At 61.5% G+C, this 15,863-nt stretch carries 14 protein-coding genes; 4 read left to right on the forward strand and 10 right to left on the reverse strand.

Translation table 11 applies throughout. The annotated features are described in order from the left end of the window. Positions 1-59: 59 nt before the first annotated feature. Both M2400_RS22445 and M2400_RS22450 read left to right on the forward strand, forming a co-directional pair. Complete coding sequence (locus M2400_RS22445; protein ID WP_259198902.1) at positions 60-1,145, forward strand: DUF1615 domain-containing protein; 1,086 nt, start codon at positions 60-62, stop codon at positions 1,143-1,145. Positions 1,146-1,237: 92 nt separating this feature from the next. After that, positions 1,238-1,657, forward strand: a complete 420-nt coding sequence (locus M2400_RS22450) for a PaaI family thioesterase (protein WP_177076906.1) — start codon at positions 1,238-1,240, stop codon at positions 1,655-1,657. Between the two features lie 60 nt (positions 1,658-1,717). Here the strand turns inward: M2400_RS22450 and M2400_RS22455 are convergent, their stop codons facing one another. Genes M2400_RS22455 through M2400_RS22465 form a run of 3 tightly spaced genes read right to left on the reverse strand, consistent with a single transcriptional unit; the run spans position 1,718 to position 4,300 of the window. Continuing rightward, on the reverse strand, positions 1,718-2,899 hold the full coding sequence (locus M2400_RS22455) for an acetyl-CoA C-acetyltransferase (protein ID WP_177120201.1): 1,182 nt from the start codon (positions 2,897-2,899) through the stop codon (positions 1,718-1,720). Between the two features lie 11 nt (positions 2,900-2,910). After that, positions 2,911-3,570, reverse strand: a complete 660-nt coding sequence (locus M2400_RS22460; protein ID WP_003211625.1) for a CoA transferase subunit B — start codon at positions 3,568-3,570, stop codon at positions 2,911-2,913. A 31-nt stretch (positions 3,571-3,601) separates the two neighbouring features. Beyond that, entirely contained in the window at positions 3,602-4,300 is a 699-nt protein-coding gene (locus M2400_RS22465; protein WP_063031241.1) for a CoA transferase subunit A, read from the reverse strand. A 133-nt stretch (positions 4,301-4,433) separates the two neighbouring features. Here M2400_RS22465 and M2400_RS22470 point away from each other — a divergent pair, with 133 nt between their 5' ends. After that, entirely contained in the window at positions 4,434-5,342 is a 909-nt protein-coding gene (locus M2400_RS22470) for a LysR family transcriptional regulator (protein ID WP_177042550.1), read from the forward strand. Between the two features lie 63 nt (positions 5,343-5,405). Here the strand turns inward: M2400_RS22470 and M2400_RS22475 are convergent, their stop codons facing one another. The 6 genes from M2400_RS22475 to M2400_RS22500 all read right to left on the reverse strand — a co-directional run bounded on the left by M2400_RS22475 (position 5,406) and on the right by M2400_RS22500 (position 13,407). Next, a complete protein-coding gene (locus M2400_RS22475; protein ID WP_102369380.1) occupies positions 5,406-5,735 on the reverse strand; it encodes a hypothetical protein in 330 nt (109 codons plus the stop codon). 628 nt (positions 5,736-6,363) lie between these two features. Then, a complete protein-coding gene (locus M2400_RS22480) occupies positions 6,364-7,212 on the reverse strand; it encodes an NAD-dependent protein deacetylase (RefSeq protein WP_259198903.1) in 849 nt (282 codons plus the stop codon). Between the two features lie 14 nt (positions 7,213-7,226). Next, complete coding sequence (locus tag M2400_RS22485) at positions 7,227-7,667, reverse strand: CBS domain-containing protein (RefSeq protein WP_177042548.1); 441 nt, start codon at positions 7,665-7,667, stop codon at positions 7,227-7,229. Between the two features lie 134 nt (positions 7,668-7,801). Beyond that, positions 7,802-9,751: a DNA topoisomerase III gene (locus M2400_RS22490; protein ID WP_259198904.1), complete on the reverse strand. Its 1,950-nt coding sequence runs from the start codon at positions 9,749-9,751 to the stop codon at positions 7,802-7,804. Positions 9,752-9,983: 232 nt separating this feature from the next. Continuing rightward, a complete protein-coding gene (locus M2400_RS22495; RefSeq protein ID WP_177042546.1) occupies positions 9,984-11,606 on the reverse strand; it encodes an MFS transporter in 1,623 nt (540 codons plus the stop codon). Positions 11,607-11,763: 157 nt separating this feature from the next. Then, complete coding sequence (locus tag M2400_RS22500) at positions 11,764-13,407, reverse strand: GMC family oxidoreductase (protein WP_259198905.1); 1,644 nt, start codon at positions 13,405-13,407, stop codon at positions 11,764-11,766. 130 nt (positions 13,408-13,537) lie between these two features. Between M2400_RS22500 and M2400_RS22505 the strand changes: the two genes are divergently transcribed. After that, entirely contained in the window at positions 13,538-14,428 is an 891-nt protein-coding gene (locus tag M2400_RS22505; protein ID WP_177120203.1) for a LysR family transcriptional regulator, read from the forward strand. Between the two features lie 139 nt (positions 14,429-14,567). On the opposite strand, the gene M2400_RS22510 is transcribed toward M2400_RS22505, so the two are convergent. Next, complete coding sequence (locus tag M2400_RS22510) at positions 14,568-15,665, reverse strand: DNA alkylation repair protein (protein WP_259198906.1); 1,098 nt, start codon at positions 15,663-15,665, stop codon at positions 14,568-14,570. Positions 15,666-15,863 lie beyond the last annotated feature (198 nt).

The following is a 15,863-nucleotide window of genomic DNA, read 5'->3' on the forward strand; positions in this document are numbered from 1 at the left end:
GGTTAGACTTACAGGTCGATATCTGCCAAGACTGGCCCATCGTCACCCAAGGAAGCCCCATGCACTCATCCCGCCTGATCCTGTGCCTCACCACATTGCTGGTGCTGGCCGGCTGCTCCAGCCAGCGCACCCAGCAATTGCCCGAGCGCAGCGAAGCCGAGGTGAAGGCGCAGATCGTGCGGCTGATGCCGGCCAGCGTGCCGGACCGCAACGGCTGGGCCCAGGACATCCACACCGCCTTCAATGCGCAGAAAATCTACCCCAGTACGGAAAACCTCTGCGCGGTGCTGGCCGTGACCGAACAGGAGTCCACCTATCAGGTCGACCCGCCGGTGCCGAACATGGGCAAGATCGCCCAGGACGAAATCCTGCGCCGAGCCGCCAAAGTCCATGTGCCAGCCGTGCTGGTGCGCACGGCGCTGCAACTGCGTTCCCCCACCGGCAAGTCCTACGCCGAGCGCTTGAGTGCTGCACGTACCGAGCGGGATTTGAGTGGAATCTTTGACGACTTCATCAGCGTCGTGCCTTTGGGCAACACGCTGTTTGGCGGCTTCAACCCGGTGCATACCGCAGGGCCGATGCAGGTCAGCATCGAGTTCGCGCAGAAGCAGGCCCGGGATTATCCCTACACCGTGGATGGCAGTATCCGGCGGGAGGTGTTCACCCGTCGTGGCGGCATGTACTTCGGCATCGCCCATCTGCTGGGCTACCCGGTGCACTACGACCAGATGCTGTACCGCTTTGCCGATTTCAATGCGGGTTGGTACGCCAGCCGCAATGCCGCGTTCCAGGCGGCGGTCAGCCGGGTCTCGGGTACCACGCTGGCGCTGGACGGTGACCTGATCAACTACGGCTCGATCCTGCCGGGCACCACCGAACTGGCGGTGCGCTCCCTGGGCAAGTCGCTGGACATGCGCAACCCGAGCATCCGCAGCCAGCTGGAGCAGGGCGAGCGCCTGGATTTTGAAGACACCACCCTGTACCAGCGTGTGTTCGCCCTGGCCGACAAGGCCGCCGGCAAACCACTGCCGCGGGCGATCCTGCCGGGCATCGTGTTGAAGAGCCCGAAGATCACCCGCAACCTCACCACCGCCTGGTTTGCCAAGCGCGTGGATGAGCGTTATCAGCGCTGCATGAAACGTTAGGCTTATCGCCGGGAATTTGCCGGGCTGATCTTGGTGGCCGAGGTCGCGGGTGTGGAGTACACATCAGGCCTGATCCCAAGGAAGAAGCCGCCATGACTGCCCATGCCACCCCCGAAGGTTTTGTCCCGCTGCCCCGCAGCAGCCCGCTCCTGGACCTGCTTGGTCCGGTGTATTGCCGTGGCGAAGGGTTGCAACTGGAGATCGGCCTGCGCGCCGACAACCGCCACGCCAACGGGCGCGGCACAGTGCATGGAGGCGTATTGGCCACCCTGGCGGATGTGGGCATGGGCTACGCGATGGCGTTTTCCAGTGAGCCGCCGCTGCCGTTGATCACGGCGAGCATGACCCTGGATTATCTCGGGGCGGTGCAGGTGGGGGAGTGGATCGAGGTCCGGCTGGAGCACCACAAGCGCGGTCGGCAGATGGCATTTGCCACGGTCAGCGTGCAGGTGGGAGAGAAGGTGGTGGTGCGGGCCAATGCGGTGTTTGCGGTGCCCCAGGCGCGGGACTGACAGATAAAGAAAAGGCCCGGTTTTCGTGGAACCGGGCCTTTTCCATGTTGCTCTTGCAAATCAGCCGCGTTCAAGCGCCAGCGCTACACCCTGACCGCCACCGATGCACAGGGTGGCCAAACCTTTCTTGGCATCCCGCTTGATCATTTCATGCAGCAGGGTCACCAGCACGCGGCAGCCTGACGCGCCAATCGGGTGGCCGATGGCAATCGCGCCGCCATTGACGTTGACCTTGGCCGCATCCCATTCCAGTTCTTTGCCTACGGCCAGTGACTGCGCGGCAAAGGCTTCGTTGGCTTCGATCAGGTCGAGGTCGCCCAGGCTCCAGCCGGCCTTGTCCAGGCAGCGGCGAGTGGCCGACACCGGGCCGATACCCATGATTGCAGGGTCGACACCGGCGTTGGCGTAGCTGGCAATGCGGGCCAGTACCGGCAGGCCCAGCGCCTTGGCTTTATCCGCGCTCATCAGCAGCACAGCAGCCGCGCCGTCGTTGAGGCTGGACGCATTGCCGGCGGTCACGGTGCCGTCTTTCTTGAAGGCCGGCTTGAGCTTGGCCAGGGCTTCGGCGGTGGTGCCGGCGCGTGGCTGTTCGTCCACGGCGAAGGCAACCGGGTCGCCCTTGCGCTGGGGAATCAGGATCGGCGTGATCTCATCGCTGAAACGCCCGGCTTCGATGGCGGCCGTGGCTTTTTGCTGGGAGGCGGCGGCGAAAGCATCCTGGGCTTCACGGCTGATGCCGTACTTGTCCACCAGGTTCTCGGCGGTGATGCCCATGTGATAGTCGTTGAACGCATCCCACAGGCCGTCGGTGATCATGCTGTCGATCATCTTCGCGTGGCCCATGCGCAGGCCGGTACGGGCGGCCGGCAACACGTACGGTGCCAGGCTCATGTTCTCCATGCCGCCGGCGATGATCACCTCGGCATCACCGCAACGGATCGCTTGTGCGCCAAGGTGCAGGGCCTTGAGGCCCGAGCCGCAAACCTTGTTCAAGGTCAGTGCCGGCACGGCGTGGGGCAGGCCGGCGAGGATCGACGCCTGGCGGGCCGGGTTCTGGCCGCTGCCGGCGGTGAGCACCTGGCCAAGGATTACTTCATCCACCAGTGCAGGGTCGATGCCGGTTTGCTCCAGCAGGCGGCGGATCACCGCAGCCCCCAGCTCCGGGGCCGGGATGCTTGCCAGCGAACCTTGAAAGCTGCCCACGGCGGTGCGGGTGGCAGCAACGATCACGACGTCTTGCATGGAATCTGTCCTCACTGGAAGTGCATTTCTGGAACGTGGTCCGGGACGATCAGTTTACCGGCTGTCTTGCTGACGATCTCTTCAACACTGACGCCAGGTGCGCGTTCCTTGAGGACAAAAGCGCCATTTTCGATTTCCAGGTAGGCCAGGTCCGTCAGCACACGCTTGATGCAGTTGGCCCCGGTCAGCGGCAGGCTGCATTGGCTAAGCAGCTTGGATTCACCGTCCTTTGAGGCGTGGGTCATGATCACGATGATGTTCTCGGCGCCGGCCACCAGGTCCATCGCGCCGCCCATGCCCTTGACGAGTTTGCCGGGGATCATCCACGAGGCGATGTTGCCCTGCACGTCGACTTCAAAGGCGCCGAGTACAGTCAGGTCAACGTGGCCGCCACGAATCATCGCGAAAGACTCGGCCGAGGAGAAAATCGATGCGCCAATGCGTGCGGTGACGGTCTGTTTGCCGGCGTTGATCATGTCGGCATCGATAGTTTCTTCAGTAGGAAACGGACCCATGCCCAGCAGGCCGTTTTCTGACTGCAGCATCACTTCCATGCCTTCGGGGATGTAGTTGGCCACCAGGGTCGGGATACCGATGCCGAGGTTGACGTAGAAACCGTCCTGCATTTCGCGGGCGACGCGTTGAGCCATTTGTTCGCGGGTAAGAGCCATTTTTTGTCTCCTTATTATTTGGGCTGGTGGATTATTTGCGGAGGGTGCGCTGTTCGATGCGCTTCTCGAAGGTGCCGCAAATGATCCGGTCGACGTAGATCCCTGGGGTATGGATATGCGCCGGGTCCAGCTCGCCCGGTTCGACGATTTCTTCCACTTCGACCACGGTGATCTTGCCGGCGGTGGCGGCCAGCGGGTTGAAGTTCTGGGCGGTGTGGCGGTAGATCACGTTGCCGAAGTGGTCGGCTTTCCAGCCTTTGACGATGGCGAAATCACCGGTGATGGATTCTTCCATCAGGTACGGGCGGCCGTTGAACTCACGGGTTTCCTTGCCTTCGGCCACGGGCGTGCCAACGCCGGTTGCGGTGAAGAAGGCCGGGATGCCGGCACCACCTGCGCGCAGTTTTTCGGCGAGGGTGCCTTGGGGTGTGAGGACTACTTCGATTTCGCCGCTGAGCAGTTGCTTCTCGAACAGCGCGTTCTCACCGACGTAGGAAGCGAAGACCTTGCTGATCTGCTTGCCTTCCAGCAGCAGGCCCAGGCCGAAGCCGTCGACGCCGCAGTTGTTGGAAACCACGGTCAGGTTGCGGGTGCCTTTGCGCTTGATTTCGGCAATGAGGTTTTCCGGGATGCCACACAAGCCAAAGCCACCGGCCAGAACCGTCATGCCGTCTTCCAGGCCTGCCAGCGCCTCTTCATAGGACGCTACGCGTTTATCGAAACCTGCCATATGCACCTCTTTTATTGTTTGTGGGCCAGCCATATGAGCCGAGTGTTGCGCCGACGGATTGATTTGTTAAGTTGTTTTTTAAGGTTGATTGATTTAAAAAACAGCACAGTCGCCAGCCGTTGGGAGAAGCTTCATGACAGTTAAACAGATGCGCGCCTTTCTTGCCGTGGCCCAGACCCTCAGTTTTGCGGCGGCCTGCGAGCGCCTGCATCTTTCCCAGTCTGCCTTGAGTTTGACCATCAAAGGCCTGGAGGAGGGCCTTGGCGGGCGCTTGTTCAGCCGCAATACGCGCAATGTGGCGCTGACGCCCGAAGGCGAATCCCTGTTGCCCCTGGCCCGGCGCCTGATCGCCGACTGGGACAACGCCGAGGATGAATTGCGCCAGCGTTTTACCTTGCAGCGCGGGCGGGTGACGGTGGCGGCGATGCCGTCGTTTGCAGGCAACTTGCTGCCACCGATCCTGAAGATTTTCCGGGCGCGCTACCCCCAGGTGAATGTCACGGTCAATGACGTGATCAACGAGCAGGTGCTGGAGATGGTCCGGGATCGCCAGGTGGAGTTGGGCGTGGCGTTTGAGCCTTCGGAAAGCTCATCGCTGATGTTCACGCCGCTGTATGTGGACCGCTTTGTGGCCGTGGTGCCCGGTGACTCGCCGTTGGCGCACAAGGCTGATATCGATTGGCAAACCCTGCTGCAACAACCCTTCATCACGTTGCAGCGGCCGTCCACGGTGCGGGTGATGCTTGAAGAACACCTGAAGGCACGGGACATGAAATTGCCTGTGGCACTGGAGAGTCATCAATTGGCGACGGTGGGCCAGATGGTCGCCAGTGGCCTGGGTGTGAGTGCGGTGCCTGCCCTGTGCGTGCGGCAAATGCAGGACGCGGGCGCCCACTGCATCACCTTGAGCGATCCGATCATTGAACGGCCGATTGGTGTATTGACCAAGCCCGGTCACGAACTCTCGGCGGCGGCCCAGGCGATGTTTGATATTTTTCGCGATGAAGCGGGGAAGGGGCGTTTTCCGGCCTTGTTGCAATAAGTACAGGCAATAAAAAAGCCTGCTCGTTTAAGCGAGCAGGCTTAAGTGATTAGTGCGTAGTTATCAGCAGTATCTGTCGATCACTTTAACGTGCGAATGGCCTTTAAGGTTCTGCCACTCGGTATTAAGTGTATGAAAGACCTGCTCGATAAAGTTGCGATCGGCGGCGGCTTTCTTGCCGACATAACCCTGGCCGCGGCGGTACATCTTCAGGCGCGCTGCCAGTTCACGGTTATTCCTGTCGAACTCTTCTTCCACGGTGTGGGGCGCCAGGCAGTCAATATGGACCTGGCCCGATTTACCAATCCAGAGGATATGGTCGTCGAGCGTGTCTTTCTGCGCTGCGAACATCTCAGCCAATTCATCGATAGTTGGTTGGTTGTTCAGATTCATGTGTAAGCCCCTTGACCAGTTGGCGATCTTTAGTTGATCCGTTAAAACTACTAAGTTGTCTCCGGTCGCAAAAAACCGGGCGTCAGAAACGGTCTGCCGAGTACGGGCAGGGTCTTGAACCTGATGCATGTAGTCTTGCTGATGAACTGCTACGCAATGGTTTCATAACGAAGACAAGCAGCGTTTGAGCTCCTTGTACCGATCCTTTCGGGCCGGTCAGCTTCATCAATCTGCCTTGTGGGCAGTGCACATCCGGAAAAAACAGCTCGGCGGTCAGACGAGCTTGTTCAAAACGCTTGTTACCAACGCTCCCGATCCGGGAGACGCTTGAATCATGCAATTACAAAATGGTTACGTCAACGGTTATGTAGTGATTATTTTCAAGCACTACATAAATCCTTGCAGGGCGGGGGTGAAGCCGGAAAGCGTGACTTGGGCGTCATTTTTCGTGCGGGTTGGTCTCGGGTTTGGCGGTTGTTCTGTGGTGAGGGAGCTTGCTCCCGCTGGGGTGCGAAGCGCCCCCATCAGGCTGACCGCGGTTCTTCAGGAATAATTCGGTTGCCGGTTTTGGGGCTGCTGCGCAGCCCAGCGGGAGCAAGCTCCCTCGCCACAGAAAAGCAGGATTGGGCTATCCCAGGCGTTCTACCAGCAGGGGCAACAAGCGCTCGCAGGACGCTTCGATCTTGAGCTGCAGCAACTCATCGCCCCGGGTCTTGCCCAGATTGATGGCTATCACCGGCTTACTCTGCTCGACCATCGCCTTGCACAGGCGAAACGCTGAATAAGCCATCAGCGACGATCCCACCACCAGCAGCCCTTCAGCGTCGTTCACGGCCTCCATCGCCTTGGCGGCGGTGCCCTGGGCGACGTTCTCGCCGAAAAACACTACATCCGGTTTCAATCGTTGCCCGCCGCAATGGGGGCAGTGGGGGACCTGGAAACGTCCTTCAAACGCCGGGTCGAGCAAGGTGTCACCGTCAGGCGCCTGGACGGCTTCCACACCGGCCAGGTACGGATTCTCGGCTTCCATCTGGCGCTGGATCAGATCCCGCTCGCTGGTCTGCTGGCAATCCAGGCAAAGCACTCGGTGCAGGCTGCCGTGGAGTTCGATCACGCCGTGGCTGCCGGCCTGGTCGTGCAGGGTGTCGACGTTCTGGGTGATCAGCCCGGTAATGCGCTGGCGTTGCTGCAAGGTCGCCAGCGCGATATGCGCCGGGTTCGGCTGGGCGATCCTCACCCTCGGCCAGCCGAGCATCGCCCGGGCCCAGTAGCGTCGGCGCGCCTCTGGGGTGGCCAAAAACTCCTGGTACATCATCGGTGCCTTGCCCCGGCGCACACCTTCGCTGTCCCGGTAGTCGGGAATCCCCGAGGAGGTGCTGATACCCGCACCGGTCAGCACCAGGAAGCGCCGTTCGGCCATGGCCCGGTGCAGGCTGTCGAGGTGGTCATCGACCTGATGTTGCAAGGTATCGAGCATGGGGTCCCCAATGGTTATTCGCCGCGAATGTACTGCTCCAGCTGCTTGATCAGGTCAGCCTGTTCGGCAATCGCTTCCTTGACCAGGTCGCCGATGGACAGCAGGCCCAGAAGCTCGCCGTTTTCTACCACCGGCAGGTGCCGCAGATGCCGGTCGGTCATGATATTCATGCAGGTCTCGACGGTCTGGTGAGTGTCGACGGTGATCACCGGTGAGTTCATGATTTCGTGGGCTTTGGTCGCCACCGAGGACAATCCATGGAGGATGACCTTACGCGCGTAGTCCCGTTCACTGATGATGCCCACCACCTTCCCATCCTGGAGCACCGGCAAGGCCCCGACGTTTTTCGACGCCATCACGATAAGTGCCTCGAACACCGTATGGTCGTGGGGGATGGTATGCACTTGCTGGTTTTGCTGGTCTTTGGACTTTAACACTTGGGCAACGGTTTTCATGGAGGCCACTCCGGTGTTGTTATTGTTGGGAGGTTAGCAGTCCCTACAGAATCCTAGACCGCTCACGGCAGGGCAAGGTCCAAAGCGGCGTATATCTGCTCGAAAAACGTCATTGTCGCGACTTTTGCTGCCTCTTAGCCCTTGTTTGCCGGTTTTGCCGCGCGTTTCGGGCTGGCGGCGGTCTTGCGTTTGGCCGGCTTGCGTTTGTTTTTCCAGGGTGTGGCGCCACGTCCCGCCGGGCTGGCCGGGCCGCTGATGGTCAGGCGCATGCCGGTGCAGCGCGTGACCTGCTTGCTCATCCACGCTGCCTGTTTGGCGACGAACTCTTCCAGGCTCATCTCACCGCTTTGCACCATGTCCAGCGCCTGTTCCCAGATGGCGGTGGTGCCGGGATCGGCGATTGCCCGGGGCACCGCATCGATCAGGCTGAACGCGGCAGGAGTGGCCGACAGTGCCTTGCCGTTTTTCACCAGGTAACCGCGATCCAGCAGGCCCTGGATGATCCCGGCGCGGGTGGCTTCGGTGCCAATCCCGGTGGTGTCCTTGAGTTTTTGCTTGAGCAGCGGGTCTTCCACCAGTTTGGCGACGTTCTTCATCGCCTTGATCAGGTCACCTTCGGTGAAAGGTTTGGGCGGCTGGGTCCACAGGTCCTTGAGGTTGACCTTGGCCACGGCGTAGTCCTGGCCCTGCACCAGTTTCGGCAAGGACTGCGGCGCGGGCGCTTCGCGGCCCTTGGCCGGTGCCAGCGCTTCCGGCAGGGCGCGTTTCCAGCCGGGTTCGACAATGACCTTGCCCACCGCCCGCAAGGCCTCGCCGGCGCAGTCGAAGTCGGCCTGGGTGCGGTCGTACTCGTGGTTGGGCAGGAACTGCGCCAGGTAGCGGGCACGAATCAGGGTGTAAACGGCGCGATGTTTGCCGGTCAGTTGCCCGACGTCCTTGCCGGCGCCGGTGGGGATGATGCCGTGGTGAGCGCTGACCTTGGCGTCGTTCCAGGCCCGGGAGCGACGCGTAGGGTCCATGTGCGGCATCAACGCGCTCACTGCCGGATCGGCCCGCCCCAGCGCCGCGAGGATTTTCGGCGCATCGCCGTGCTGGCTCATAGGCAGGTAGCCGCAATCGCTGCGGGGGTAAGTGATGACCTTGTGGGTTTCGTACAGCGACTGGGCGACATCCAGGGTTTCCTGAGCGCCGAGGCCGAGTTTTTTCGAGCAGATTTCCTGCAACGTACCCAGGTCGAAGGGCAGGGGCGCCACGTCGCGCATGCGTTCGGTGCGCAGCTTCACCAGCCGGGCACTGGCCGCGCTGTTCATGGCGTTGGCTGCGTCCCGGGCCAGTTGCGGGTTGAGGCAACGGCCCTGATCGTCACAGGCATCGTCGGTGGCGCGCCATTGCGCGGTAAAGGTGATGTTGTCGTGGAGCAGGTCCACATCGATGGCCCAATAAGCGACGGGCACGAAGTCGGCAATGCTGCGGTCCCGGTCAACCACCAGACGCAGGGTTGGGGTTTGCACCCGGCCGACCGGCAACACGCCCTGATAACCAGACTGTTGGCCCAGCAGGGTAAACAGGCGGCTCATGTTCATCCCGATCAGCCAGTCGGCACGGGAGCGACCGAGGGCCGAATGGTAGAGGCTGAAGGTTTCCGCGCCGGGCTTCAACGAGGCCAGGGCCTTGCGGATCGATGCGTCGTCGAGGGCAGAGAGCCACAGCCGCTGGATGGGACCGCGATAGCGGCAATGCTCCACCAGTTCACGGGCGATCATCTCGCCCTCACGGTCGGCATCGGTGGCGATCACCAGTTCCTGGGCTTCCCCCAGCAGGCGCTTGACCGCCTTGAACTGGCTGGCGGTCTTGGGCTTGACCAGCATTTTCCACTTTTCGGGGATGATCGGCAGGTCGGCCAGCACCCAGCGCTTGTACTTGGCGTCGTAGCTGTCGGGCGGGGCGGTTTCCAGCAGGTGGCCGATGCACCAGGTCACGGTGACGCCTGAACCCAGCCAACAACCGTCGCCACGCCGGGTCGCGCCGAGCACGGCGGCGATATCCTTGGCCTGGGACGGTTTTTCACAGAGGAACAGCCGCATGGTCACCACATTCGCTACGCAATTGAATGGGGAGCAGGATGGGCAATAAATCAGAATTGGGCAACTTTTATCTGGATGGATATACAGCAATTTGTGTGTCTGGCACTGAACCCAATGTGGGAGCGGGCTTGCCCGCGATAGCATCACCTCGGTGTAACTGAAACGCCGAGGTGTCCGCATCGCAGGCAAGCCAGCTCCCACACTGGATCTTCAGTGGCGACAAAGTGGAGGTTCAGTTCTTGTCGATATCCACGTTCTTGGTCTCTTTCAGGCAAATCAGCCCCACGATCAGGCTCACCCCGGTAATCACCACCGGGTACCACAGGCCATAGAAGATATCCCCGGTGTACACCACCAGTGCAAACGACACCGTCGGCAGGAACCCACCGAACCAGCCATTCCCGATGTGGTAAGGCAGCGACAACGAGGTGTAGCGGATGCGCGTCGGGAACAGTTCCACCATCAGCGCTGCCAGCGGGCCGTAGCACATGGCGGCGATCAGGATCAGTGCCACGATCAACACCACCACCATGGTTTTGTTGACTTGCGCCACGTCAGCCGATTGCGGGTAACCCGCCAGCGTCACCGCGCCTTTCAGGGCAGCTTCGTCGTAACCGTTGATTTGCACATCACCCACGCTCACCTGTACCGCACTGCCGGCCGGGGCGGCCGCGCTTTCGTACGGCAGGCCCTGTTTCACCAGGAAGGTCTTGACCTTGTCGCACGGGCTGTCAAAACGCGCCTTGCCCACCGGGTCGAACTGGAAGGTGCAGGTGGCCGGGTCGGCCAATACGGTGATCGGTGACTGGCGGCTCGCGTGGTCCATCGCCGGGTTGGTGTAGTGCGCCAGGCCCTTGAAGATCGGGAAGTACAGCGCGGTGGCCAGCAGCAGGCCGACCATCAACACCGGCTTGCGCCCCAGCTTGTCCGACAGCCAGCCGAAGAAGATAAAGAACGGCGCGCCAATCACCACGCTGATGATCAGCAGCATGTTGGCCAGTGCCGGGTCCATCTTCAAAAACTGTGTGAGGAAAAACAGCACATAAAACTGCGCGGCATAGAACGTCACCGCTTGCCCGGCGTTGATGCTGAACAGCGCAATCAGCACGATCTTGAGGTTTTCCCATTTGCCGAAGGATTCGCGGATCGGCGCCTTGCTGGCCTTGCCTTCCTCTTTCATTTTCAGGAACGCCGGCGACTCATGCAGGCTCATGCGGATCCAGGTGGAGATGCCCAGCAGCACGATCGACAGCAGGAACGGCAGGCGCCAGCCCCAGACTTCGAACTGGTCACCGGTGAAGTAACGGCAGGCCAGCACCACCAGCAGTGACAGCAGCAGGCCGAGGGTCGCGGTGGATTGAATCCAGCTGGTGTGGAAGCCGCGTTTGCCCGCTGGAGCGTGCTCGGCCACGTAGGTGGCTGCGCCGCCGTACTCACCGCCCAGCGCCAGGCCCTGGAGCATGCGCAGTGCCACGAGGATGATCGGTGCGGCGATGCCGATGCTTGAATAGGTCGGCAGCAGGCCCACGCAGAAGGTCGCCAGGCCCATCAGGATGATGGTGGCGAGGAACGTGTATTTGCGCCCGATCATGTCACCCAGCCGACCGAACACCAGCGCGCCGAACGGGCGCACGACAAAACCGGCGGCGAAGGCCATCAGGGCGAAGATAAACGCCGTGGTGTCGTTGACCCCGGCAAAGAACTGCTTGCTGATTACCGCCGCGAGGGCGCCGTAGAGGAAGAAGTCATACCATTCGAACACCGTCCCGAGGGAGGAAGCGAAGATGACTTTCTGTGTGTCGTTGCTCGAGCGTGCGCCGAGCGCCGGGTCCAGGGGTTGAGCGTGTTCTGACATTTGGGTAGCCCTCACAGTGATTATTTATTGTTGTTCCACTGTCGGCGCCGAATCGGCGCCGCTGTTCCCCTGTAGGAGCCGGCTTGCCGGCGATGGCGCTCTCAAGCCGTGCACAACACTTGAAAATGCCATCGCCGGCAAGCCGGGCTCCTACAGGTCAAGCCGGTAAAGTCAGTTCTTTCTCCGGGGCGAGGCTCCTTGTGTTCGGCGAAAGGATAAGCTGCGCGGCTTTTTCCGCGATCATCAGCGTGGGTGAGCAGGTGTTGCCTGAAGTAATGCGCGGCATCACCGACGCGTCGGCAATGCGCAGGCCGGGAACGCCGTGTACCCGCAGTTGTGCGTCAACCACCGCGTCTTTGTCGCTGCCCATGCGGCAGGTGCCCACCGGGTGGAAAATCGTGGTGCCGATGCGGGCGGCGGCCTCTTGCAGCTGTTCGTCTGTCTGCAGTTCTTCGCCGGGCAGGTATTCCACCGGGTTGAACTGCTTCAGGGCCGGCGCCGAGACGATGCGCCGGGTCAGGCGAATGGCGTCGGCGGCGACGCGCAGGTCTTCCGGATGGCTGAGGTAATTGGGGCGGATCAGCGGTGCGTCTGCCGGGTTGGCCGAGCGAATGTCGATGCGGCCACGGCTCTGCGGGCGCAGGTCACACACCGACGCGGTGAAGGCCGGGAACCCGTGCAGCGGCTCGCCAAAGCGCTCCAGGGACAGCGGTTGCACGTGGTATTCAAGGTTGGCCGACGTCTGTTCCGGCCCGGAGCGGGCAAACGCGCCCAGCTGGCTGGGGGCCATGGACAGCGGGCCGCTGCGGTCGTACAGATAACGCAGGCCCATGCCCATCTTGCCCCACACGGTGCCGGCGATCTGGTTCAGGGTGCGAGCGTTTTCCAGCTTGTAGATCAGGCGCAGTTGCAGGTGATCCTGCAGGTTGCCGCCGACGCCGGGCAACTCGTGCAGCACGTTGATGCCCAAGGGCTTGAGCACGCTGGAAGGGCCGATGCCGGAGCGTTGCAGGATGCCGGGGGAGCCCACGGAACCGGCGCACAGGATGATTTCCTTGCGGGCCCTCCATGTGACGGCCTGGCCTTGCTGGCGAGCAACCACCGAGGTGGCGCGGCCGTTCTCCAGCAGCACGCGGTCGACTTCAACTTCAGTCATCACTGTCAGGTTGGGCCGCTGGCGGATCGGCTTGAGGAACGCCTTGGCCGCATTCCAGCGCACCCCGGATTTCTGGTTGACCTGGAAATAGCCGCAGCCTTCGTTATCGCCCTGGTTGAAGTCGCTGATGCTCGCGATACCGCTCTGCTGCGCCGCATCGCGAAACGCATCGAGGATCGGCCAGTGCAGGCGCTGTTGCTCAACCCGCCACTCACCGCCATCGCTATGAAATTCCGAGGTCCCGGCAAAATGGTTTTCGCTTTGCTTGAACAGCGCCAGCACATCCTTCCAGGCCCAGCCGGGATTGTCTTCGGCCCAGCCGTCGTAATCCCGAGCCTGGCCGCGCATGTAGATCATGCCGTTGATCGACGAACAGCCGCCCAACACCTTGCCCCGCGGGTAGCTCAGGGCGCGGCCTTGCAGGCCTTCCTGGGCTTCGGTCTTGAAGCACCAGTCGGTGCGCGGGTTGCCGATGCAGAACAGGTAGCCGACGGGAATATGGATCCAGGGATAGTTATCACGACCGCCGGCTTCAAGCAGCAGCACGCGATGGGCCGGGTTGGCGGACAGTCGATTGGCCAGCAGGCAGCCTGCGGGGCCGGCGCCTACTACCACGTAATCGTATTCAGCAGCTGCAATGGGCATCTGAGGCCTCGCTTGTTTTTCTTATTGGCTCCATCCTAGTTGTTAGTTTTCGTCTTAAAAATGTTAGTTTTTACCCAGCTGCTGTGCGTTTTTAGACAGCGATGCTTTCAAGGTGGAGAGCGGAGGCGACATGTTCGACTGGAATGACCTGCGGTTCTTTCTCGAGTTACAGCGTAGCGGGCGCCTGCTCACGGCGGCGCAACGCCTGAAAACCACCCACGCCACCGTGGCCCGGCACATCGAGGCCATCGAAAAAAGCCTCGGCACCGCGCTGTTCGTGCAGCACGCCCAGGGCTACGAACTCACCCCTTCGGGCGAGGCGCTGCTCAAGCATGCCGAAGCCATGGAAAACGTGGCCCTGCTGGCCGAAGAAGAACTGACCCATTCCGCTGCGCCCCTGGGCAAGATTCGCCTGGGAGTGGCCGAAGGATTGGGCGTGATGTTTTTGGCCAGCCGCATGGGTGGCCTGTTCGAACGCTATCCGGGCCTGGAGGTTGAACTGCTGGCGGTGCCGCGTTTTGTCAGCATCCTCAACCGCGAAGCAGAGATCAGCATCCACCTGGAACGCCCCAGCGTCGACCAACTGGTGACCCGTAAACTCACCGACTACCGCCTGGCGCTCTACGCCAGCCGCAGCTACCTGGACCGTACGCCGCCGATTGAGAAACGCGAGGACCTGGCCGTCCACGCCTGGATCGATTACGTCGACGATTTGCTGTTCAGCCAGGAACTGAAATTCCTCAGCAGCTTCTGCCGCAACCCCAAGGTGGTGTTCCACAGCACCAGCGTGATCGCGCAGCATCAGGCGGCGCGCTCGGGATTGGGGATTGCCGTGTTGCCGTGCTTCATGGCCGCCAGCGACCCTGACCTGGTGCCGCTGCTGCCGGGGGAGAGCATCCAGCGCAGTTACTGGATCAGTTCCCGGCGCGAGTTGCACAAGTCGGTAAGGTTGCGGGTGTTGTGGGATTACCTGGTGGAGTTGTGCGCGCGGGAGCAGAAGCTGTTGCTGGGCGAGGCTTAACTGAGTAAACCGAATCAAAAATGTAGGAGCTGGCTTGCCTGCGATCGCGGTGTATCAGCTACATATTTATCGGCTGAAACTCCGCTATCGCAGGCAAGCCAGCTCCTACAGTTGATAGGTTTTGTTGTGGAGAAAATCTTCAGCTCAGCAACTCAAATTCAACACTGCCCAACCGCTCCCCATTCACCAGCACATGCACCGCGTGCTTGCCGGGATAGTGCTTGCGCGTGGTCAGTTCACGAATATGTTGGCCACGACTAATCGCGTGATGTTCCCTGGCAGCGAGGGTAAACGCCTTGAGCTTGAACACTTTCGACGCGCTGTGACCGGCGCTTTTCACGTAGTCGATGGCGTAGTCCACCACCAGCTTTTGCGGCGTGTCGGCCATGGATTCCAGGCTGAAGGACAGGTTGATCCGGTCGCCCAGGTTGATCACCGCCGGCTCGACCTTGAGCTGATGGATCTTCACCTCAGCCCTGGCCCCTGCACCCATGATCGTCAGCGCCCGGGCGTTGCCTTGCTTGATCAAACTGCGCAGCGCGTGGCGGGCGATCCAGGCCGTGTGGGGGTTCTCCAGCGACCAGCCTTCGATCAAGCCCAGCACCCAATCCGGATGATCCTTGGTGATGTCGTTGAGGTGATTGGCCACCGACTTGCGCACGTACAGGCTGCTGTCGGCCTTGAGGTTGTCGAGGATCGAGGCGCACAGGCTCGGGTCGGCCTGCACATTGGCCAGGCGAAAGGACCAGGGCAACCGTGGCCGCGAACCTTCGCTGGCGAGGCGGCGCACGTGTTCGTTTTCGTCCAGCGACCACCCTTGCATCACTGCCAGGGTGCGCTTGAAATCACTCAGCAGGAAATGCCGTACGGCAAACTCGGCGGAGCCGAAGGTGGTGAAGTACTTGAGCGCGGCCATGGAGCGCTTGAAGTCTTCACCGCCGTAACTGGCGACGTAATGGGGCAGGAACAGGCTGACAAAGGTGCTGTTCAGGCGGGGTGCCAGGGCATACAGCAACTTCAGCGTTTGGGGATAATCCAGCGGGATCACGGCGTGCAGGCTTTCGCTGACCCGAGCCATGCGCTGCATCACCGACAGGTCCGCGAGCCCGGCCTTGGCGTGCTTGAGGAAACCCTTGGCATCGAACGCCGGGTACACCGCCGTCATTTCGGTGGCGATGTGCTGCAGGCGTTCGGCGTTGAAGATTTCCTTCAGGGCCGGGGCGCTTTGTTCGGTCATGGGCAAGTCCGCAGATGAAGTTGGCCATCAGATTACATGCAAAACCCGATATCGCACGCCCCGCGTCGTAGCAGCTGTCGAGGCCGGGGGGGGGGGGGGGGGGGGGGGTTAGGGAAAACACGGAAGCGCCCCCGCCCGCCGGGCGGCCCCCGGGTCGGGGCAGGGGGGGGGGGGGGTTTGTTTTTGCAACCCTATAGC

Source organism: Pseudomonas sp. BIGb0558 (genome assembly GCF_024807515.1).
Classification (GTDB): domain Bacteria; phylum Pseudomonadota; class Gammaproteobacteria; order Pseudomonadales; family Pseudomonadaceae; genus Aquipseudomonas; species Aquipseudomonas yamanorum_A.